Below are 19,549 nucleotides of genomic sequence, written 5' to 3'. Positions count from 1 at the left end.
CCGAGACGCCCGCGCCTTACTCGCCGCTTGATCATCCAGACAGTCGCTCTCTCAACGCGAGAGGGACCAACGGTGGCGACTACAGCGTCACCACCACCTTGCCGAACGCGCCCTGGTCGGCGCGGGTGTAGGCGCCTTCGATGGCGTCGAGGGCGAACACAGCGTCGACCTGCGGGACGATGCCCTTGGCCGCCACGAAGTCCGACAGCGCCTGGTGGTCGGCCCGCGAGCCCACCGAGATCGCCGTGGCGCGCTGGGCCATCATCACCATGGCCGAGGCGTCCAGCGTGCCGCCGAAGCCGTCCAGGGCGCCGATCACGGCCACGTGGCCGCCGACGCCAAGGCTCGCCTGCGACTTGGCCAGGGTGCCGGCGCCGCCGAGCTCGAGAGCGTGCTGCACGCCGCCGGCCGTGGCTTCCTTCACCGAAGCCTCCCAGTCGGGCGTGGTGTGGTAGTTGATGGTCAGGTCCGCGCCCAGTTCCTTGGCGCGGGCCAGCTTGGCGTCGTCGCCGCCGACCACGGCGACCTTGGCGCCGAAGGCCTTGGCGATCTGCAGGCCCCACAGCGAAACGCCGCCGGTGCCCAGGGTCACCACCCAGTCGCCGGCCTGCAGGCCGCCGTGCGTGACCAGCGACGACCACGCCGTGACGCCCGAGCAGGTCAGGGTCGCGCCCTGCACGAAGTCGAGGCTTTCGGGCAGCTTCACCACGCCGCCGGCCGACAGCACCACATGCTGGGCCAGCACGCCGGGGCCGCCCGCGCCCAGCGACGACATCACCGCCGGGAAGGTGATGCGGCCGCCGGCCCAGTCCTGGAAGAAGGTCGAGGCGACGCGGTCGCCCACGGCCAGGCCCTCGACGCCTTCACCCAAGCCGACGATCTCGCCGGCGGCGTCCGACAGCGGGGTGAATCCATCGGCCTCGCCCACCGGGTACCAGCCCTTGCGGATCATCACGTCGCGACGGTTCAGCGCCACGGCGCGCACGCGCACCAGCACCTCGCCGGGGCCCGGCTGCGGGACGGGCACGATCGACTCGGCCAGCTCGAAGCCCTGGTCGGCGCGGACGAGGGAGAAACGGCGATTGGTCATGGGCGGGGTCCACTGCAGGGGGCTGTTCGGAGGCGTGGTTTCGACGCCGGCCGCGAAGGCCAGCAGGGTCTCGGCGAAGATCTCGGGTTCCAGCTCGGGCGCGGCGACGCCGGTCTTGCCCTGGGTGGTGACCACCACGCCCGGGCGGGCCTTGCGGATGCGGCCGACGAAGCCGGCCAGCGGATCGTCCGCCGCCTGCAGCACGGTCACCGGGCAGGTCACGCCCGCAAAGACGCTGGCGAAGTCCTGGTCGAAGATCGCCCCGAAAGCCTGGTTGCGGCCGTCCGGCGCGCCGATCGCGCCCAGGAACTCGGTCTGCACCAGCCCAGCGTCGAAGCGGGGCAGCAGGCCCTTCATCACGCCCCAGGACTGGATCAGATAGGCGCCGTGCGCATCGATCGGCGCGGACTGCCCGACCTGGGCGCGGAACATCTCGCGCTCGTCGGCGGTGGCGAACAGCACGCCGTTCAGCAGCAGCGAGCGCACGCGGCCCGGCGCGGCCACGGCGATCTCGGCGCCGATGTGGGTGCCGGTATGGTGGCCGGCCAGGTGGAAGCGATCGACGCCCAGGGCGTCCAGGGCCGCCAGCAGCCAGGCGCCATAGTCCACCGTCGAAGGCAGGCCTTCCGGCTTGAACGACTGGCCAAAGCCCGGCGTGTCCAGCGCGATCGCGGCGCGACGGCCGGCGAGAAGCGCCAGCACGCCGTCGAAACAGGCCGAACTGACCGGGGTGCGATGCAGGAGCACGATCGGATCGCCGGGACCGTCCACCCGGCGCAGATGCACCTGGCCGGCGGGCGTATCGGCGTAAGCCTTGCGGATAAGCGTCACGGGGGCTCCAGCGGAATCTTCGAGCCTCGGTCCTAGCGCCGGCCCCTCGCCGTCTCCCCCGTGGCGGGACCGTTATCCGCACAGCGGCGAAGATCACGGCCGCCCCGCCCTCGCCTTCAAGGCCGGTTCAAGTCGGCGCAGCAACGAAGAAGAGAGCACGCCATGACCACGGTCCTGATCACCGGCGCCAATCGCGGCATCGGCCTGGAACACGTCCGCCAGTACGCCGCCGCCGGCGCCGACGTCATCGCCACCTGCCGTGATCCGGCCGGGGCCGCCGAACTGCAAGCCATCGCCGACGCCCACCCCGGCAAGGTCCGTATCGAGGCGCTGTCGGTGAACGACGCGGCTTCCGTCGCCGCCTTCGCCGAACGCCTGAAGGGCGCAGCCATCGACGTGCTTATCAACAACGCCGGCACCTACGGTCCCATCCCGCTGCCGGAGGGCATGGCCCACCAGACCCTGGCGGGCATGGACTACGACATCTGGGCCGACATTCTCGCGACCAACGTCGTCTCGCCGTTCCGCATCACCGCCGCCCTGATCGACAACATCAAGGCCGGCGCGGACAAGACCATCGTCATGATGTCCAGCGGCCTGGCCTCGATCGGGACCAACGTCTATGGCGGCTCGCACGCCTACCGCTCGTCCAAGGCGGCTCTGAACATGCTGGCCAAGGGCCTGGCGGTCGAGCTGAAGGCCGACGGCGTCACCGTCATCGCCATGGCCCCGGGCTGGACCCGCACCGCCCTGGGCGGCCCCGACGCGCCCTACTCCGTCGAGGAGAGCGTCGAAGGCCAGCAGAAGGTCATCGCCGGGCTGAGCCTGGACGATACGGGCAAGTTCCTGGACCTGGCGGGGGCCGAGGTGGCTTGGTGAGGATCTTGACCGCCAAGCCTCCATCATCCGTAAAATCCCCGCGAAAGCGGGGATTTTGCGGGTTGGATAGCCGCCCCTACCCCAACCTCAGCGCCGCATAGACCTTCTCGACCACCTGCTGCGGCGAGAACGGCTTGAGCAGATAGGTCGTCGCTCCCGCCCCCATCGCCGACGCGATGCGGTCGAGGCGTCCCTCGCCGGTCAGCATGACCACCGGCGTCTCGCGGTGATCGTCGCCGCCGCGCAGCAGCTTGAGCAGCTCCATGCCGTCCATGTCGGGCATGCGGATGTCGATCAGCCAGATCGCCGGCCTGTCCAGGCTCGCCGCATGCAGCGCGCTGCGGGCGGACTCGAAGGCCTGGACGATGTAGCCGGACTTGGCCAGGGCGCCTTCCAGGAAGGCCAGCAGCACCGGGTCGTCGTCGACGACGAACACCCGCCCCTTGATCCAGCTGCGCTCCATGCGGCCTCGCCTCGCCTTAACCGTGCGAGGAACAGTCTCACAAGGTTTTCGCGCCCGGTACGGCGCCAAGGTTGCAAGACCTTGGCGCTCGTCTCCTTCAGCCGTTGGCCATGCCACGCTGCACGCCCGGCCGCTGGGCGATGAAGGCCTCGTAGCGGGCAAGGTTCGGATACCGTTCCAGCCCGCCCTCCAGGCGCTTGGCCGAGCTGGCCACCATCGGGAAGAACAGGGCGTCCAGGATCGTGAACCGTTCGCCCAGCATGTAGACGCGGCTCGCCAGGCGGGCTTCGAACGCGGCCAGCTGCTCGTGGCAGTCGGCCAGCGACCGCTCGATCGCCCATGGCGTCTTCTCCGGCGCCATGACCGTGGCCACGAACTGGTTGGTGAAGGCCCCCGCCAGCTGCGACGACACCGCCGAGGCCCACATCAGGAACTCGGCCCGCTCGCCCGGTCCCTTGGGCAGCATGTCGCTGGCGGCCTTCTCGGCCAGGTACCAGGCGATGGCCAGGGTTTCCGACAGCGTGATCGAGGCGCCGCCCGGCCCGTCGGGATCGACGATGGCCGGCGCCTTGCCGAACGGGCTGAGCGCGGCCTTGTAGCCGGGCTTCTTGTGCTCGCCGGCATAGAGGTCGACCGGGGCCAGCGCATAGGCCAGCCCCGTCTCCTCCAGCACGATCCGCACCTTCTGGCCGTTGGCGGTCGGGACGGTGTGAAACTGGATCATCGCCCCGCCCTCACGCCGTCGCCGCTTCGAGCTCGAGGCTCTTATACATCGACTGCAGCAGCAGGTACTCGCGCCGCTGCTCCGGGTCGGCCAGGATCTTGCGCATCTTGGCCTCGCGCTCGGCATAGGCCTCGGCGGTGCCGGCTTCCATCGCCGCCTTGTTGGCGATGGTCTGGGTCTGGATGAACTTGTGCATCACCGCCCGCCGCTGGCGATCGTAGAGCGGCAGCAGGGTCTGTGCGTCGCCGTTCGCCTGCAGGATCTCGACCAGCTTCTCCGTCAGGTTCCACACGTCGTGGATGCCCGAGTTCATGCCGAACCCGCCCAGCGGATTGTTCAGGTGCGCCGCGTCGCCCGCCAGCAGCACCCGGCCCACATGGTAGGTCTTGGCCACCCGCTGGTGCACCTTGTAGAGCGTGCGGTGTGCGGTCTTCACCGCCGCGCCCTCGCCCAGCAGGCCGCCGAACACGGCCTCCTTCTTGGCGTCCGACAGCAGCGCCTCGTCGCTCTCGTCGCCATTGGCCGGCACCAGGATCCGCCACAGCGACGGCACCCGCAGCAGCACGCACCACTCCTTGGGATCGGCCACGTAGTTGACGTGGGCCAGCCCCGGGAAGTGCTCCTCCAGCGGCCAGTCGGTCGACAGGGTCAGGAACTTCTCCGGATAGGTGAAGCCCTCGAACTCGATGTCCAGCCACTTGCGGACGATCGAATTGGCCCCGTCGGCGCCGATCAGGTAGTCGCAACGCACCTGCTCGATGCCGAACGGCGCCTCGACGAAGGCGGTGACGCCCTGCTCGTCCTGGGTGAAGTGAGCCAGACGATGCGAGAACCGCACCTGCCCCTTGGGATGCTCAGCCAGCTTGGCGGTCAGCAGGCGCGCCAGCTTGAACTGCTCGCACTGCAGCCGGTACGGGTGCTGTGAGATGTCGCCCAGCTCGCCCATGTCGAAGGCCATCACCTCGCCCGTCAGGCGGTTGCGATAGTGATAGATCGGCGCGCGAAGGCCTTGGGCCTCCAGCTCGTCGAGCACGCCGAGCTCTTTCATCATGTCGAGCGTCGGCGGGTGCATGGTCGAGGCGCGCAGGTCCTCTGGGCAGCGCGGCGCGGCCTCCAGCAGCAGCACTTCGACACCCATCTGGGCCAGCCGATAGGCCGCGACCGAGCCCACGGGCCCAGCGCCGGCGACGACGACTTGGAATCGTTCCACGGAACCTCGCTAGTTTTGGATCGGCGTTGCGGGCGCGGTTTCCCCCACGCGCCCCGGCTCACGCGCTTTGATCAGTCGACGACGATCATGCGGACCACGACGTTCCCCGCGTCTTTCCGCAGGAGCTTGGCGGCCTGGTATTCGTCCGAATACAGATAGGCCTTGGCGGCGGCGGCGTCGGGATAGCGCGTGACGATCACGCGCTCGCCTTCGGGGACCTCGCCCTCCAGCACTTCGGTCACCGGACCGCGGACATAGGTCTCGCCGCCGAAACGCTCGGCCAGGCCCGAAATGGCCTTCACGTATTCCATGAAGCGCGGCGGGTCGGTGATGACGGTTGTGGCGATGATGAAGGCGGGCATGGTCTCGTCCCCCGGAGGAATTTCCGTTGTGGTTCAACGACGACCCTAGCGACGCCCGCCCTTCCCGCTCTGGCGGCGCCTTTTCCTATCCGCCGGGCGGATATCGGCTCCTGGGGTGCGGCGCGGCCGCTTCGGCTTTGCCATTCCTCGACCATCGAAACGTCGAGGAAGCGTCATGCCGGATTCATTGGGACACCGCCTGAAGTATGCGGTCATCGCGCCGTCGACCAACACCAGCGTGCAGCCGGAATACGACGACATGCGCCCGCGCGGTGTGACCAACCACTTCCAGCGGATCGCCATTCCCGACACCAAGGTGACCGACGACGAGTCGTTCATGGTGATGCTGCAGAACATCCGCGACGCGACCATGGACAGCGTCGACATCGCCATGACCATGGACCCGGCCTGCGTGGTCATGGGCATGTCGGCCGAAACCTTCTGGGACGGCGCCGACGGCGCCGAGCGCCTGACCCAGCGCATGCTCGAACGCACCAACGGCGTGCCGGTCGTGATGGGCTCCACCGCCGTGGATGCGGCGCTGAAGGCTCATGGCGGCATCAAGAAGATCGGGGTCATCACCCCCTACATGCCGGTCGGCGACAACCAGGTGCGCAAGTTCTTCGAGGACCTGGGCTACGAGGTCACCCAGGTGAAGGGCCTCAAGTCGCCCTCCCCGATGCTGATCGCCCACGAGACGCCGCAGACGCTGAAGCGCGCGGCCGAAGAGGTCTCCGAAGGCGCCGACGCCGTCGTCCAGTGCGGCACCAACCTGGCCTTCGCCAAGGTCGCCGCCATGGCCGAGTTCTGGCTGGAAAAGCCGGTCGTGGCCATCAACACCGCCACCTACTGGCATGCCCTCCGGAGCATGGGGATCCAGGACAAGGTGGACGGCTTCGGCTCGCTCCTGCTCGAGCACTAGGGATCACGGGGTATCAGTATGGAATACGATTACGTTCCGCTTCCGCACCGCAAGCCGCTGATCTGGCCGAACGGCGCGCGCGTGGCCCTGGTCATGACCTTCAACCTGGAGACCTGGGACCTCACCAAGCCGACCAAGGAGAAGTATTACGCCGGCGGTCCGGCCGTGCTGCCCGACGTGCTGGCCGGCGACACGCCCGACTTCCCCAACTACACCTGGCGCGAATACGGCCAGCGGGTGGGCATCTGGCGCTTGTTCGATCTCTTCGACGAGCAGGGCGTCAAGGCCAGCTGCACCACCAACGCGGTGACCTTCGAGCGCCGCAAGGCCATGACCGACGCCTGCCTGGAGCGCGGCTGGGAGCTTCTGGCCCACAACTGGGAACAGGGCGAACTGCTGACCGACTTCGCCCATGAACCGGCCAAGGAACGCGACATCGTCCTGCGCTCGCTGGAGCAGTACGAGAAGTTCGTCGGCAAGCGGGCCAAGGGCTGGCTGTCGTCGTCCCTGCGCGGCACGCTGCAGACCGCCGACATCCTGGCCGAGCACGGCTGCACCTTCTACTGCGACCTGCTCAACGACGATCAGCCCTACCTGCTGAAGACGCCGAACGGCCCGATCGTCTCGACGCCCTATTCCAACGAGATCAACGACTTCACCCTGCTCACCCGTCGCGGCCACACCACCGACGAGTACCGCGACGTGATGATCGAGGAGCTGAACGTCCTCTACAAGGAAGGCGCGACCTCGGGGCGGATCATGAACGTGGGCATCCACCCCCACGTCTCGGGCCGGGCCTACCGGATCCGCGCCCTGCGCGAGTTCATCCAGCACGCCAAGAGCCTGCCGGGCGTGTGGTTCGCCACCCGCGAGGAGATCGCCGACTGGTATCTGCAGAACCACGAGAGCCACATCCCGACGGGCGCAGCCTCCCAATTGGCCCACAAGGCGGCCGAGTGAGCAGCGCCGCCACGCGCCTGCGCGAGCGGCTGGCGGCCGGCCTCGACGGCCGCCGCCGGCTGCTGGCCGCGCCGGGCTGCTACGACGGCTTCTCGGCCCTGCTGGTCGAGCAGGCCGGCTTCGAGGCCGCGTTCCTGTCGGGCGCGGCCCTGTCGCTGGCCCGCCTGGGCCGTCCCGACGTCGGCCTGGTCGGCGTCGGCGAACTGGCCGACGCGGTGCGGGCCATCGCCGACCGCGTCGACATCCCACTGATCGTCGACATCGACACGGGTTTTGGCAACGCGCTGAACACCCAGCGCACCGTCAAGGTGCTCGAACGGGCCGGCGCCGCCGCCGTGCAGCTGGAAGACCAGACCTTTCCCAAGCGCTGCGGCCACATCCGCGGCAAGGGCGTGATCCCGGTGGCCGAGATGGTCGGCAAGGTCCGCGCCGCGATCGACGCCCGGTCAGAGACCCTGATTATCGGCCGCACCGATGCGCTGGGCGTCGAAGGCCCGCAAGCCGCCATGGACCGCGCCGAGGCCTATCTGGAGGCCGGCGCCGACATCGTCTTCGTCGAGGGCCCCCGCACCCTGGACGAGACCAAGGCCGTCGCCGAGCGCTTCGCCGCCCGCGTCCCCCTGATCCACAACCTGGTCGAGGGCGGGATCACCGCCGTTCGCACGGGCGCGGAGCTGCAGGAACTGGGCTTCGCCATCGCCCTGCACCCGATGCTGCTGCTGCACGGCCTGGCGCGCTACGCGCCCGAATGGCTGGCCCAGCTTCGCAGCCAGGGCACGACCGACGGCCTCGACATTCTCGACCTTCCTCGCCTGAACGCGGTCGCCGGGCTCGACGCCCTGCTGGCCGACGCGGCGACCTACGCTTAAGTTCGGAGACTACCCATGCGTCCCCAGCACCTGATCGTCGCCGGCGCCGGCATCGGCGGCCTGACCGCCGCCATCGCCCTGGCTCGCGCCGGCCACACCGTCGAGGTGCTGGAGCAGGCTCCGGCCCTCGGCGAGATCGGCGCCGGCGTCACGCTGGCCCCCAACGCCATGCGCGTCTACCACCACCTGGGACTGGCCGAGGCCATCACCACGGCCGGGGTCGAGCCCCAGCGCCAGCGGGTGCAGCACTGGGCCGACGGCCGCGACCTCGTGGCCTTCGAGCGCGGCCAGAAGGTGCGCGACCTCTACGGCGCCCCTTACGTCTACATCCACCGCGCCGACCTGCACGCCATCCTGGTCGAGGCCCTGGAGGCCACCGGCCGCGCCACGGTGCGCCTGTCGAGCCCCTGCGTCGCCGCCGAGCCGACCGAAGACGGCGCGATCGCCGTTCTGGCCGACGGGACGCAGATCAAGGGCGACGCCGTGATCGGCGCCGACGGCGTCAAGTCCGGCGTCCGCAAGGGCTTCGACCCCGGCGAGCCGCATTTCACCGGCCACGTCGTCTGGCGCGCCATCGTGCCGGTCGAAGGCGACCTGCTCGAAGACCTGGCCCACTTCCCGGGCATTCACATCGGTCCTGGCCGCATGGCCGTGCGCTATCCGCTGCGCAACTCGACCCTGCTGAACCTCGTCTTCTTCGCTCGCCAGGAGGGCTGGGCCGAGGAAGGCTGGACGATCCGCGCCGACCTCGCCGACCTGCGCAAGACCTTCGAAGGCTGGAGCAGCGACGTCCAGGCCCTGCTCGACACCATCGACCCGGCCGCCCTCTACAAGTGGGCCGTCTTCGCCCGTCAGCCGCTGAAGACCTGGGTGCGCGGCGGTCGCGTGGCCCTGCTGGGCGACGCCGCCCACGCCATGACCCCGTTCCTGGGCCAGGGCGCCGCCGCCGCCATCGAGGACGCCCTCGTCCTGGCCCGCGCCTTCGAAGCCGCCTCGGACGTCCCCGAGGCCCTGTCCCGCTATGAGACCGCCCGCAAGGAGCGCTGCGGCTTCATCCAGGTGGAGTCGAACCTCAACGCCGACCGCCTGGAAGGCGACGAAGCCCACCTCTACGGCATGACCGAGATCAAGAACGAAGAGACCCTGGGCCTCTTCGCCTACGACGCCGGGGCGGTGGAGGTCTGAGCACTTGATCCCTCTCTCTCTAAGAGAGAGGGGATCGGTTAGCCCCCGCCTTCAACGCCCCCTTCGCGATCAGATAGACGCAGCCCGCGGCAAGCACGATCGTCGCGGCGACGCTGGCCTCCGGGCCGAACGCCCCGCCGGTAAGCCACCACGGGGCGCCCGAAGCCGGCGCCAAGCCCACGACGACCGGTGCGATGGCCACCTTCTGACCGCTGACTTCCAGTCCGAAACCCGTACCAAGCAGGGCGTTCCAGGCCGTATGGAAGGCGCACACGCCCCACAGTGATCCTTCCTTGACGGCGTAGAGACTAAGCAAGGCGGCAAAGAGGAACAGATTGAGCAGCCCGAGCGCGAGCTCCTTCGACGGGTCGATATTGCTCGCATGGAGCAGAGCAAAGAATGCTGAATTGAGCAGGACGGCGACGATCAATCCGTGCCTGGACGCCGCCAAGGGCATCAGCCAGCCACGAAACATCGTCTCTTCGGCGGCTCCCTGGATCATATAGCCGCAAAACAGGGCGAGGAATGGCGTCAGAACGGCCGGCGTCAGCAAGCCCAGGGACAGGCTTCCAGCGGCCTTGTAACCGCCTGCGGCGAAGATGACGCCCACGACGGCGCCGAGGAAAAGCCCGCCGACGGCCAGTCCGCGCAGATAGCGGCCGACCATCCTGGCGTTGAAGCCCAAGGCCGCGGGCGACCTGCGCTCGAACAGAAGCGTCCAGGCGAAAATGAGCGCCATGGTGACGCCCCCGCCGGCCAGGTAAATGGCGAGCGGTCGCCATTGCGTATCCAGGTCCGCCTTGTGGAACCCCATCGGCTTCAAGACGCCGAAGATGATCGCCAACTGCCCAACGACAAAGAAAACGACGATCAGGGCGAGCGCCGCAGCGGTCCAGGTGCGCCGACTTCTGGCGGCGCGCGGCGCAAAAACTTCCACTCCACTCATGATTCCCCTCCGACTGCCCCAATACACAAGTCCACGCGCCGCGCATCTGTATTGAGAGAAGCGCGGATCATTTTCTGGACACGTGCTGTAGAGGCGCCGGAGCCGGCTCTCGGATGCAGAAAGCTACATTAATTCTTTGTCAGAACATTCAGGGTGGTGAGCGGACTTTTCTAAACCCTCTCTCTTAGAGAGAGGGATCCAGAACGCCCCTTCCCCTACGGCCGCCCATGCCCTGCCCGCCAACCGCCTCCGCCTGCCTCCCCCGCAGGCTGACCGCCTAGCGGAGCATCCGTTGAACGCAATATTTTGACTGATCGGTCCCCTTCAGATTAGCCTCAGTTCGCGCCGCCCTTCCGGGCCGGCTGTTTGGAGGCCGCCATGTCCGCCGAGATGCTCAACACCTTCCAGCAGGTCGATCACCCGATCCTGCCCAAGCCGACCCACGACGAGGCGTCGCGACAGGAATTCACCAAGAGCTTCAAGCAGTTCATCCAGCAAGGTCTGCTGCCGGGCCTGGGGCCCGTGTTCGGCGTCCGCGCCGCCAAGGCCTTCGAGCGCGAGCATGGCCGCGCCCCAGCCGACCGCCGCGACATCCGCTCGGCCATGGTCAAGGACCTCTACTTCCAGCACTACGCGGCGGCCAACCGCATCGCCCAGGAACTGCTCTGGGAATCGACCAACGTCACGATCGACCGTGAACTGCCCGAGCTGATCGAGAAGGCCCGCGGCCTGTCGGCCTCGGCCAAGGGCAAGCTCGACCTGCCGGAGGAGTTCGAGACCCCGCGCTATGTCACCTCGATCGACATCCACTGCATGCCCGGCGGCTATGCCGGCGCAGTGACGCCGGACGACATCTCGACGGGCGCCCTCTACGACCGCGGCGTCTATCTCTACGCCATGGGCTATATGGGCCCGTTCAACGACGACATGGGCCGCTCGGTCTGCAACTACGTCAACCGTCGCCTCGACGGCTTCAAGCCCAAGCGGATCCTGGACCTGGGCTGCACGGTCGGCCACTCGACCCTGCCCTACAAGGAACTGTTCCCCGAGGCGGAAGTCTGGGGCGTCGACGTCGCCGCCCCGCAGGTGCGCTATGCGCACGCTCGCGCCGCCGGTTTGGGCCTCGAAGTCAACTTCGCCCAGATGAACGCCGAGGAGACCCGTTTCGAGGACGGCTCCTTCGACCTCATCGTCAGCCACATCCTGCTGCACGAGACGTCGGGCAAGGCCATGCCGCGCATCTTCAACGAGTGCCACCGCCTGCTGGCGCCCGGCGGCTACATGATCCACGCCGACCTGCCGCCGTTCGACAACATGGACCCGTTCACCCAGTTCATCCTGGACAACGAGACCTGGTACAACAACGAGCCGTTCTGGGGCGCCATGCGCGAGACCGACCAGGTCGCCCTGGCCAAGGCCGCCGGCTTCCCGCCGCAAAGCGTCAAGTTCGACACCGCCCCCATGGCGATCATGGAGTTCGTCGCCCAGCAGGCCGCCGGCTACAGCCAGGACGCCAGCGCGGCGGTCTCCGATCGCGAGTTCGCCGCCGGCGAATACGCTCCCGGCGGCGGCTGGGAAGTCCTGATCGCCCGCAAGGCCTGAGTAGAGTTCAAGGGAAACACGAAGATGAACGCCCACGCTCCGCAGGCCGAGCGCCCGCACGTCATCCGCGACGCCAAGGGCAAGCGCCCCCAGTTCTACGAGGCCCCCGGCCTCGACCAGGCCATGTCGATGATCATGGTGCTGGCCAACGAACTGGCCGTGCTGCACGACCGTCTCGACAGCGCCGAACGCGTCCACGCCGCCAAGGGCCTGGACCTCGCCGCCGAGATCGAGGCCCTGCAGCTGGACCAGGTCGCCCTGGAGGCCCGCGAGGCCTGGCGTCAGGACTTCCTGGGCCGCCTGTTCTACCTGGCCCGCAAGGACGCCTCGGAAGCCGCCGCGGCCGACACGGCCGAGCGCTTCCGCGCCACCATCGAAGACATCGCCAAGACCTGACCTGAGTAGAGCCTATGCCCGTCAAGACGCGTACCGCCCCAGCCGCCGCTGGCCTCCTGTCCCGCCTGGAGGCGATCGTCGGCACCGGCGGCGTCCTGACGGGCGAAGCCGCTCTGCCCTTCGCCACCGACGTCTATCGCACGCTGGAAACGCCCCTGGCCGTGGTCCGCCCGGCCGATGTCGAGCAACTTCAGGCGGTCGTGCGTGAAGCCGCCGCCGACGGCGTCGCCATCGTTCCGCGCGGCGGCGGCGCCTCCTACACCGACGGCTACCTGGCGACCCGCGCCGAAACCGTGCTGATCGACACCGGCGCCCTTTCCCGCATCGTCGAGATCAACCAGACCGACGCCTATGTCACCGTCGAGGCCGGCGTCACCTGGGCCCAGCTGAAGGACGCGCTCGATCCCTTGGGCCTGCGCACGCCCTTCTTCGGACCGTTCTCGGGCCTGGCCGCCACCATCGGCGGGTCGATGTCGCAGCACGCCATCAGCCACGGCTCGGGCCTCTACGGCAGCTCGGCGGAGTCGGCGGTGTCGGTCGAGGTCGTTATCGCCGACGGGACCTTGCTGCGCACCGGCTCGGCCGCCCGCGGCGCCTCGCCCTTCGCCCGCTGGTACGGCCCCGACCTGTGCGGCCTGTTCCTGGGCGACTGCGGCGCGCTGGGGATCAAGGCGCGCGTCACCCTGCCGCTGATCGCCCGCAAGCCCGCCTTCCAGTGCGCCTCGTTCGCCTTCGAAGACCTGCCGAGCCTCGCCCGCGCCATGCGGGCGGCCTCGATCGAGGCCCTCGACGACGAGCACTTCGCCATCGACGCGCCCCTGGCCCAGGGCCAGATCGCCCGCCAGGACAACGCCGCCGTCGTGCAGATGGCCCTGACCGTGCTGAAGAGCTCGCCGTCGCTGGCCGCCGGCCTCAAGCAGCTTGGCAAGATGGCCCTGGCCGGCGACCGCGCCCTGCGCAAGGCCGAATACATGGTCCACTACATCCTCGAAGGGGTGGACGACCGCGAGGCCAAGGCGCGGCTGGACCGCCTGCGCACCCTGATGACGGCCGAGGGGGTCGAGATCCCCAACACCATGCCGACCATCGTGCGCGGCATGCCCTTCGCGCCGCTCTACAACGTGCTCGGCCCCAAGGGCGAGCGCTGGGCCCCGCTGAACGGCATCCTGCCCCACAGCCAGGTCGCCGCCTTCCACGAAGCGCTGGAGGCCCTCTACGCCAGCCACGCCGACGAGATGACCGCCCGCGGCGTCTGGCGCGGCGGCATGTTCGAGGTGCTGCGCCCGTCGGGCTTCCTCTACGAAGTCGCCCTCTACTGGCCCGGCGCCCAGACCGCCTACCACGCCGGCGTCCTGCCGGCCGAGCACCTGGCCAGCCTGCCCCAGTACGCCGACGATCCGGCGACCACGGCCTTCGTGCACAAGCTGAAGAGCCAGATCATCGCGCTCTACGCCCGGCACGGGGCCGTCCACTTCCAGCTCGGCAAGCTTTATCCGTACGGCGAGGTGCTGGAGACGCCCGCGCTCGACCTGGTGAAGGCCGTGAAGGCCGCCGTGGACCCCAAGGGCCTGATGAACCCCGGGGCGCTGGGGCTTTAGGCGCCTTTATCGACCCTCTCCCAGAGGGAGAGGGAGGGGCCCAGGCGATAGCCTGGGAGGGTGAGGGGTTACACCCTCTCCGATAAATCCACGATCGAACATCAGAAGCGTCGGCCAATCAGGTCGGGGACGGGACCGCCAGCGGCGTACCCCCTCACCCTCCCACGCCTGCGGCGCGGGCCCCTCCCTCTCCCCATGGGAGAGGTTTCAAAAGCGCGCCTTCCGCCTTCACACGATAAAAAAGGCGCGGTCCTTGCGGACCGCGCCAGGCTACACGCTGCGCAGTTGCAGCGGGGACCTCGTCAGCTCCGGGCTTCGGGAGCCGCGCGCAGAGCGCGCATCAGGTTCTGCACGATCGCGTCGCGCTTGGCGTTCAGCTGGGCCTGCAGTTCCGGGCCCGGCTGGAAGGCGTCGATTTCCGCATTGGCCAGCACGCCGTGGCTTTCCAGCACGGCTTCCAGCACGTGGACGCGGTCGGTCAGCACCCAGATCTCCCGGGTCAGCGACAGGATCGCCTCGCCCAGGTCGTCAATCTGGTCGACGGACAGCATCCGGCGGTTCACCGGCTCGGAGATCGGGCGCTCGAAGGTCTTCTGGTTCATCGCGTTCATGTCGCTCGCTCGTTGACGAAGGGATCAGGCGGGCTTGTGAGCGCGCAGCACGTAGTAGGAGTGGGTCGGAGCCTGGGTCGCGCCCTCGACGTCGACGAAGCCGATGTCCTTGCAGGTCTGGATCAGGTCCATGCTGGCCGAGGCGCGCCAGTAGGGCTCGCCGCCCCACTTGGCCAGGTAGTCGTAGCGCCAAGAACTTAGCTTATCGATTTCCGCATAGCGCGGCACGTCGGCCATGATGATGTCGCCGCCCGGCTTCAGCATCCGGAACGCCTCTTCCAGCACCGCCTTGATGATCCGCGGCGGCGCCTCGTGGAACAGGATGAAGGTGGTCACGAGGTCGAAGCTCTCGTCGGCGAAACCGGAGTTCTCGCCGCCCTTGACCATCAGCTTCCAGTTCCAGCCCTTCTCGTTAGCCACGCGGCGGGCCTGCTCGAGCATGCGGGCCGACCAGTCGATGCCGGTGATCTGGGCTTCCGGGAAGGTCTCCTGCAGGGCCTGGGTGAAGTGGCCCGAACCGCAGCCGATATCGAGGATTTCCTTGTAGTCGCGGCGCGGGGCCTGCTGGGCGGCCGCCCGGCGCTGGCCGAAGATGTCGCCGCCGTAGCCGCGCGCCACCAGCTGCTTGTGCACCAGCTCGCCGTGGACGTAGCCGGTGTGGTCGATGTGGTCCCAGCCGCCCGTGGTGCGGTGGAACCAGACCTTGCTCCAGTAGCTGGGCGGGGTCTCGCCGTCGCCGTAGTCCAGGGTGGCGGGGCCTTCGTCGAGGCTCTTCAGATAGGGTTCGAGAACCGCGCGGCGCTCCTCGAAGGCTTCGTCGCAGTGCGCGCCGTGGGTGCGCGAGGCCCATTCGCCGAACAGCTCGCGGATCTTGAAGATCTTGGAGTCGGCCAGGGTCTCGACGACCAGGGCGTGACGTTCATCCATGTCGTCGGGCATGGTCTGGGCCGTAACGCCCTTCATGGCCAGTTCCGCCTCGCTGGCGAAGTGCAGGCCGAAGGTCGCCTTCGATATGCCCGCCTGGAAATCGAGCGACGCGCGCCCGCGTTGGGCCAGGGCCGGAGCGTCCATGAGGCACCTCTAAAACCTTGTTTCGATGAGGGACTTTAACCCCGGCGCGCCTCGCTGAAAGGCGCCTCGGACCCGCTATCCGCACAACGGTCAGCGGGTGGTGAAGCTTCGATCGCTCGACCGGGCGGCGATGCGGGCGGCCGCCGAAGCGTAGCCGGCGGCATGGGCCAGCACCAGGTCGGCCGAGGCCGCGATCGCCTGCGCCAGACCCTCGGCCTGGGCCGGGCCGGGCAGTTCGGGCCGGCAGATCAGCCCGCCGAAATAGTGGTCGACGCCCGGCAGCACCAGCGCGTGGCGATCCCCCGGCGACGGCGCCTCATAGGCGATCAGGCGCATGCGCCAGTCGTCGACGAAGCCCGGCAGCACGTCGGCGTCGCCGGTCTGCACCAGCAGCGGCGCGGCGGTGCTCGCAAAGCCTTCGGGCCCGATCAGAGGCGGCGTGACCGGCGGCGGCGACAGGGCGACCACGGCCTTGACGCGGGCATCGAGCGTCGGCGCGCCGGGCGGCGCCAGCACGCCCGCGCCGCCGGCCGCCAGGGCCAGCAACGCGCCGAACGAGTGACCGGCGGCGGCCAAGCCGAAACGCCCCTGCCCGGCCAGCCAGTCCAGCGTCGCGGCCTGGTCCTCCAGGCGCGTGCGCCAGACCGCGCCCTGGTCGTAGGTCTCGCGCTGGGGGTGGTCGGTGCTGTCGACATGCAGGGGCGCGGCGACCAGCAGGCCCGCCTCCGCCCAGCCCTCCAGCAGGGCCGCGTACTTGCCCGGCGCCGAAAAGGCCCCGTGCGAGAACGAAACGGCGGCCAGCGGCTCGCCCTTGGGCCGCGTCACGGCCAGCCCGATGGAACGATCGCCGACGGCGATCTCGACAAGGTCCAGGCTCATCAGACGACCGCGCAGACCGTCTTCCATTCCAGGTAGCCGTCCAGCGCCGCCTGGCCGCTGTCGCGTCCCCAGCCCGAGGCCTTCACCCCGCCTATAGGCAGGGCGTTGTCGTACATCGAGTGGCAGTTGATCCAGACGGTGCCGGCCTTGATCCGGCGCGACAGGCGATGGGCGTGCGACAGGCTTTCGGTCCAGATGCTGGCGGCCAGGCCGAACTCGCTGTCGTTGGCGGCGGCGACCACCTCGTCGATCTCGTCATAGGCCTGGACGACCACGACGGGGCCGAACACCTCCTCGCGGACGATGGCCATGTCGGGGGTCACCCGCGCCACGACGGCCGGGGTCACGAAGGTCCCCTCGTCGCCGCCCTGCACGCCGCCGGTCAGCACCTCGGCCCCGGCCGCCGCCGCCCCGGCCACGAAGCCGGCCACCCGGTCGGCCTGCTTGCGCGACACCAATGGACCCATGTGGGTGGCCGGATCCAGGCCGTGCCCCAGCTGCAGCCCCTTGGCCTGGGCCGCCACGCCCTCGACCACGCGGTCGTAGATCGAGCGGTGGGCATAGAGACGCGAGCCGGCCACGCACACCTGGCCGGCGTTGAAGAAGATGGCGTTGGCCGCGCCGGGAATGGCCAGGTCGAGGTCCGCGTCCGGCAGGATCACCACCGGCGACTTGCCGCCCAGCTCCAGGCTGACCTTCTTGAGGTTGCCCTTGGCCGCGTCGAGGATCGCCCGCCCCGTGGGGGTCGAGCCGGTAAAGGCCACCTTGTCGACGTCCGGGTGCGAAGCCAGCGCCGCGCCGGCCTCACCGCCCAGGCCCGTGACCAGGTTCAGCACGCCGGCCGGGAAACCGGCCTGCTGGACGAGCTGCGCCAGACGCACGGCGGTCAGCGAGGTGTCTTCGGCGGGCTTGAGCACCACCGTGCAGCCGGCGGCCAGGGCCGGCGCCAGCTTCATGGCCGTCAGCACCAGCGGTGAATTCCACGGCACGATGGCGGCGACCACGCCCACCGGCTCGCGCAGGGTCCAGCTGGCCACCTGCTTGCCGGCCGGCTGGTAGTTGATCGAACTGTCGATCGTGCGCCCCTCGATCGCCGTGGCCAGCCCGGCAAAATAGCGGAACTGGTTCACCGCGCCGGGGATCTCGGCCCATCGGCCCACGTACAACGGCTTGCCCTGGTCCAGGGTCTCCAGCTCGGCCAGTTCGTCGATATTGGCCTCGATCAGGTCGGCCAGGGTCCACAGCAGACGCGAGCGCTGCATGGGCGTCAGCGACGGCCACTCCCCCCCGTCGAAGGCCTTGCGCGCCGCCGCGACGGCGGCGTCCACATCGGCCGCCCCGCCCTTGGCGATCTCGGCCAAGACGACGCCAGTGGCCGGGTCCTTGGTCGGGAAGGTGTCGCCGCCGGCGGCGTCGACCCAGGCGCCGCCGATGAACAGCTGCTTGCGACGCTTGGCGAGGAAGGCCTTCGCGCCCTCCGTCTGAGGTTCGACCGAACGGACGACGAAGGTCATGGCGCACTCCCCGGGACGCTGGAATTTCAGCCTCGACGCTAGCCCTCGCCGGCTCGATTCACAGAGGCCGCGGAACGCCTATCCGCTGTGCGGGCGCCTTTGCGCGCAGGCGTTTGCGAACCGCGCTAGAGCCTAGGGTCGAGGCTCGTAACGGATGCTTTTCAGGGGCTTGGGATGACGACGATGAACGGACGCGGCGTGGACGAGATCCACGGCTACGCCCCCCTGCGCCCGGTGGCCGGCGCGGCCGCGCCCGACGCCTCGCCGGTCGTTGCGGGCGGGGTCTCGCAGGCCGCTCTCGACGCGGCCCAGGCCTTCTCCGACGCCCATGACGGCCTGGCCTTGCTGGTCTGGTCCGGCGGCGCCCTGCGCCACGAGGCTTACGCGCCGCACATCACGGCCGACAGCCTGTTCGAGACCTTCTCGATGCACAAGTCGGCGCTGGGCCTGCTCTACGGCGCGGCGATCCGCGACGGCGCCATCGCCTCGATCGACGACCCGGTCGGCCTCTACATCGCCGAATGGCGCGACGACCCGCGCGGCGCGATCCCGCTGCGCCACCTCTTGGGCATGAGCTCGGGCCTGACCGTGCACAGCCTCGACAAGGGCGATCCGGTGGCGCTCGCTCTGATGCTGGGCGACCGGATCAGCGAGACCGCTCTCTCCGTCCAGACCGAGCGGCCGTCCGGCGAGGTCTTCGACTACTACAACGTCGCCGCCCAGGTGGCGGGCCTGGCCCTGTCGCGCGCCGTCGCGGCCAAGGGGCTGGGCGATGCGGCCAGCTATCTCTCCAAGGCGCTGTGGGGGCCGATGGGCGGCGCCGATGCAAGACTGTGGGTCGAGCGCGAGGACGGCGAGCCACGCTTCTTCGCGGGCCTGCAGGCCCGGGCCCGCGACTGGCTGCAACTGGGCCGCCTGGTCGCCGGGGCCGGCGCCATCGAGGGTCGCCAGGTGCTGCCGGCCGACTGGATCACGACGATCACCGCGCCGAACCCGCTCAATCCCGCCTATGGCCTGCTGGTCTGGCGCGCCGCGCCGATCGAGAACGGCAAGCGCCCCTACGGCCCCTCCACCGCCTACGCCGCCCCGCACGGCGCGCCGTTCATCGCCGACGACCTGGTCTATTTCGACGGCTTCGGCGGCCAGCGCGTCTACGTCTCGCCCTCCCGCGACCTCGTCATCGTCCGCATCGGCCGCCCGCGCCTGGATTTCGACGACGCCGTGCTGCCGAACCTGATCGTCGAGGGGCTGGGCTAGCCCAAGATCCTCCCCCTGAAGGGGGAGGTGTCGCCAAAGGCGACGGAGGGGGCCGTTCTCAGCTTTCGCCGGGCCGGCCATCTTTCCCCGTAAAATCCCCGCGAAAGCGGGGACCCAGGTGTTTCATCGTCGAGCGCCGCGGGTTTCAGAAAAAGCCTGGGTCCCCGCTTTCGCGGGGAT

At 69.1% G+C, this 19,549-nt stretch carries 19 protein-coding genes; 9 read left to right on the top strand and 10 right to left on the bottom strand.

All coding sequences use genetic code 11. From position 1 onward, the window contains the following. Positions 1–79 precede the first annotated feature (79 nt). Positions 80–1,921 (bottom strand): alpha/beta fold hydrolase, encoded by a 1,842-nt coding sequence (locus tag ACODR1_RS24100; RefSeq protein ID WP_488882702.1) that lies wholly within the window; start codon positions 1,919–1,921, stop codon positions 80–82. A gap of 162 nt (positions 1,922–2,083) precedes the next feature. On the opposite strand from ACODR1_RS24100, the gene ACODR1_RS24095 reads away from it, so the two are divergent. Next, positions 2,084–2,800: an SDR family oxidoreductase gene (locus tag ACODR1_RS24095; protein WP_488882701.1), complete on the top strand. Its 717-nt coding sequence runs from the start codon at positions 2,084–2,086 to the stop codon at positions 2,798–2,800. 76 nt (positions 2,801–2,876) lie between these two features. Here ACODR1_RS24095 and ACODR1_RS24090 read toward each other — a convergent pair whose 3' ends face one another. From ACODR1_RS24090 to ACODR1_RS24075, 4 genes are all read right to left on the bottom strand, one after another. Continuing rightward, positions 2,877–3,263 (bottom strand): response regulator transcription factor, encoded by a 387-nt coding sequence (locus ACODR1_RS24090; protein ID WP_488882700.1) that lies wholly within the window; start codon positions 3,261–3,263, stop codon positions 2,877–2,879. 97 nt (positions 3,264–3,360) lie between these two features. Next, complete coding sequence (locus ACODR1_RS24085) at positions 3,361–3,987, bottom strand: glutathione S-transferase family protein (RefSeq protein WP_488882699.1); 627 nt, start codon at positions 3,985–3,987, stop codon at positions 3,361–3,363. A gap of 10 nt (positions 3,988–3,997) precedes the next feature. Continuing rightward, entirely contained in the window at positions 3,998–5,197 is a 1,200-nt protein-coding gene (locus ACODR1_RS24080) for an FAD-dependent oxidoreductase (RefSeq protein ID WP_488882698.1), read from the bottom strand. Between the two features lie 71 nt (positions 5,198–5,268). After that, positions 5,269–5,559, bottom strand: coding sequence for a DUF1330 domain-containing protein (locus tag ACODR1_RS24075; protein WP_101718969.1), 291 nt, complete (start codon positions 5,557–5,559; stop codon positions 5,269–5,271). 175 nt (positions 5,560–5,734) lie between these two features. Between ACODR1_RS24075 and ACODR1_RS24070 the strand changes: the two genes are divergently transcribed. From ACODR1_RS24070 to ACODR1_RS24055, 4 genes are read left to right on the top strand one after another with little or no spacing between them, the layout of a single operon-like run. After that, positions 5,735–6,481 (top strand): maleate cis-trans isomerase family protein, encoded by a 747-nt coding sequence (locus ACODR1_RS24070; protein ID WP_488882697.1) that lies wholly within the window; start codon positions 5,735–5,737, stop codon positions 6,479–6,481. 18 nt (positions 6,482–6,499) lie between these two features. Continuing rightward, positions 6,500–7,441, top strand: coding sequence for a polysaccharide deacetylase family protein (locus ACODR1_RS24065; RefSeq protein WP_488882696.1), 942 nt, complete (start codon positions 6,500–6,502; stop codon positions 7,439–7,441). Further along, positions 7,438–8,310, top strand: a complete 873-nt coding sequence (locus tag ACODR1_RS24060; protein ID WP_488882695.1) for an isocitrate lyase/PEP mutase family protein — start codon at positions 7,438–7,440, stop codon at positions 8,308–8,310. Before ACODR1_RS24065 ends, ACODR1_RS24060 begins: the two co-directional genes overlap by 4 nt. A gap of 15 nt (positions 8,311–8,325) precedes the next feature. After that, positions 8,326–9,495, top strand: coding sequence for an FAD-dependent monooxygenase (locus ACODR1_RS24055; RefSeq protein WP_488882694.1), 1,170 nt, complete (start codon positions 8,326–8,328; stop codon positions 9,493–9,495). A 19-nt stretch (positions 9,496–9,514) separates the two neighbouring features. Here ACODR1_RS24055 and ACODR1_RS24050 read toward each other — a convergent pair whose 3' ends face one another. Further along, complete coding sequence (locus ACODR1_RS24050) at positions 9,515–10,441, bottom strand: CPBP family intramembrane glutamic endopeptidase (RefSeq protein WP_488882693.1); 927 nt, start codon at positions 10,439–10,441, stop codon at positions 9,515–9,517. Positions 10,442–10,819: 378 nt separating this feature from the next. On the opposite strand from ACODR1_RS24050, the gene ACODR1_RS24045 reads away from it, so the two are divergent. Genes ACODR1_RS24045 through ACODR1_RS24035 form a run of 3 tightly spaced genes read left to right on the top strand, consistent with a single transcriptional unit; the run spans position 10,820 to position 14,037 of the window. Next, on the top strand, positions 10,820–12,043 hold the full coding sequence (locus tag ACODR1_RS24045) for a class I SAM-dependent methyltransferase (RefSeq protein WP_488882692.1): 1,224 nt from the start codon (positions 10,820–10,822) through the stop codon (positions 12,041–12,043). 24 nt (positions 12,044–12,067) lie between these two features. Further along, complete coding sequence (locus tag ACODR1_RS24040; protein WP_488882691.1) at positions 12,068–12,439, top strand: hypothetical protein; 372 nt, start codon at positions 12,068–12,070, stop codon at positions 12,437–12,439. Positions 12,440–12,453: 14 nt separating this feature from the next. Then, positions 12,454–14,037: an FAD-binding oxidoreductase gene (locus tag ACODR1_RS24035; protein WP_488882690.1), complete on the top strand. Its 1,584-nt coding sequence runs from the start codon at positions 12,454–12,456 to the stop codon at positions 14,035–14,037. A 302-nt stretch (positions 14,038–14,339) separates the two neighbouring features. On the opposite strand, the gene ACODR1_RS24030 is transcribed toward ACODR1_RS24035, so the two are convergent. The 4 genes from ACODR1_RS24030 to ACODR1_RS24015 form a co-directional block, all read right to left on the bottom strand. Further along, positions 14,340–14,648, bottom strand: a complete 309-nt coding sequence (locus ACODR1_RS24030; protein ID WP_488882689.1) for a hypothetical protein — start codon at positions 14,646–14,648, stop codon at positions 14,340–14,342. Positions 14,649–14,672: 24 nt separating this feature from the next. After that, complete coding sequence (locus ACODR1_RS24025; RefSeq protein WP_488882688.1) at positions 14,673–15,719, bottom strand: class I SAM-dependent methyltransferase; 1,047 nt, start codon at positions 15,717–15,719, stop codon at positions 14,673–14,675. Between the two features lie 90 nt (positions 15,720–15,809). Next, complete coding sequence (locus tag ACODR1_RS24020) at positions 15,810–16,598, bottom strand: alpha/beta hydrolase (protein ID WP_488882687.1); 789 nt, start codon at positions 16,596–16,598, stop codon at positions 15,810–15,812. Then, a complete protein-coding gene (locus tag ACODR1_RS24015; protein ID WP_488882686.1) occupies positions 16,598–18,112 on the bottom strand; it encodes an aldehyde dehydrogenase family protein in 1,515 nt (504 codons plus the stop codon). The genes ACODR1_RS24020 and ACODR1_RS24015 overlap by 1 nt, the downstream gene beginning before the upstream one ends. A 174-nt stretch (positions 18,113–18,286) precedes the next feature. Between ACODR1_RS24015 and ACODR1_RS24010 the strand changes: the two genes are divergently transcribed. After that, positions 18,287–19,369 carry a serine hydrolase domain-containing protein gene (locus ACODR1_RS24010; protein WP_488882685.1) on the top strand — a complete coding sequence of 361 codons (1,083 nt, stop codon included), beginning with the start codon at positions 18,287–18,289 and terminating at the stop codon, positions 19,367–19,369. Positions 19,370–19,549: the final 180 nt, after the last annotated feature.

It is taken from the genome of Caulobacter sp. FG7, from assembly GCF_057808875.1.
Note: the sequence above shows the minus strand (reverse complement) of the source record. Positions and strands in the feature narration are given on the sequence as shown.

What these genes read in the sequence shown, in the direction of transcription:
- ACODR1_RS24095 (WP_488882701.1), top strand. Translation starts at nt 2,084, where the DNA reads ATGACCACGGTCCTGATCACCGGCGCCAATCGCGGCATCGGCCTGGAA.
- ACODR1_RS24090 (WP_488882700.1), bottom strand. Translation starts at nt 3,263, where the DNA reads ATGGAGCGCAGCTGGATCAAGGGGCGGGTGTTCGTCGTCGACGACGAC.
- ACODR1_RS24085 (WP_488882699.1), bottom strand. Translation starts at nt 3,987, where the DNA reads ATGATCCAGTTTCACACCGTCCCGACCGCCAACGGCCAGAAGGTGCGG.
- ACODR1_RS24075 (WP_101718969.1), bottom strand. Translation starts at nt 5,559, where the DNA reads ATGCCCGCCTTCATCATCGCCACAACCGTCATCACCGACCCGCCGCGC.
- ACODR1_RS24070 (WP_488882697.1), top strand. Translation starts at nt 5,735, where the DNA reads ATGCCGGATTCATTGGGACACCGCCTGAAGTATGCGGTCATCGCGCCG.
- ACODR1_RS24065 (WP_488882696.1), top strand. Translation starts at nt 6,500, where the DNA reads ATGGAATACGATTACGTTCCGCTTCCGCACCGCAAGCCGCTGATCTGG.
- ACODR1_RS24055 (WP_488882694.1), top strand. Translation starts at nt 8,326, where the DNA reads ATGCGTCCCCAGCACCTGATCGTCGCCGGCGCCGGCATCGGCGGCCTG.
- ACODR1_RS24050 (WP_488882693.1), bottom strand. Translation starts at nt 10,441, where the DNA reads ATGAGTGGAGTGGAAGTTTTTGCGCCGCGCGCCGCCAGAAGTCGGCGC.
- ACODR1_RS24045 (WP_488882692.1), top strand. Translation starts at nt 10,820, where the DNA reads ATGTCCGCCGAGATGCTCAACACCTTCCAGCAGGTCGATCACCCGATC.
- ACODR1_RS24040 (WP_488882691.1), top strand. Translation starts at nt 12,068, where the DNA reads ATGAACGCCCACGCTCCGCAGGCCGAGCGCCCGCACGTCATCCGCGAC.
- ACODR1_RS24035 (WP_488882690.1), top strand. Translation starts at nt 12,454, where the DNA reads ATGCCCGTCAAGACGCGTACCGCCCCAGCCGCCGCTGGCCTCCTGTCC.
- ACODR1_RS24030 (WP_488882689.1), bottom strand. Translation starts at nt 14,648, where the DNA reads ATGAACGCGATGAACCAGAAGACCTTCGAGCGCCCGATCTCCGAGCCG.
- ACODR1_RS24025 (WP_488882688.1), bottom strand. Translation starts at nt 15,719, where the DNA reads ATGGACGCTCCGGCCCTGGCCCAACGCGGGCGCGCGTCGCTCGATTTC.
- ACODR1_RS24020 (WP_488882687.1), bottom strand. Translation starts at nt 16,598, where the DNA reads ATGAGCCTGGACCTTGTCGAGATCGCCGTCGGCGATCGTTCCATCGGG.
- ACODR1_RS24015 (WP_488882686.1), bottom strand. Translation starts at nt 18,112, where the DNA reads ATGACCTTCGTCGTCCGTTCGGTCGAACCTCAGACGGAGGGCGCGAAG.
- ACODR1_RS24010 (WP_488882685.1), top strand. Translation starts at nt 18,287, where the DNA reads ATGACGACGATGAACGGACGCGGCGTGGACGAGATCCACGGCTACGCC.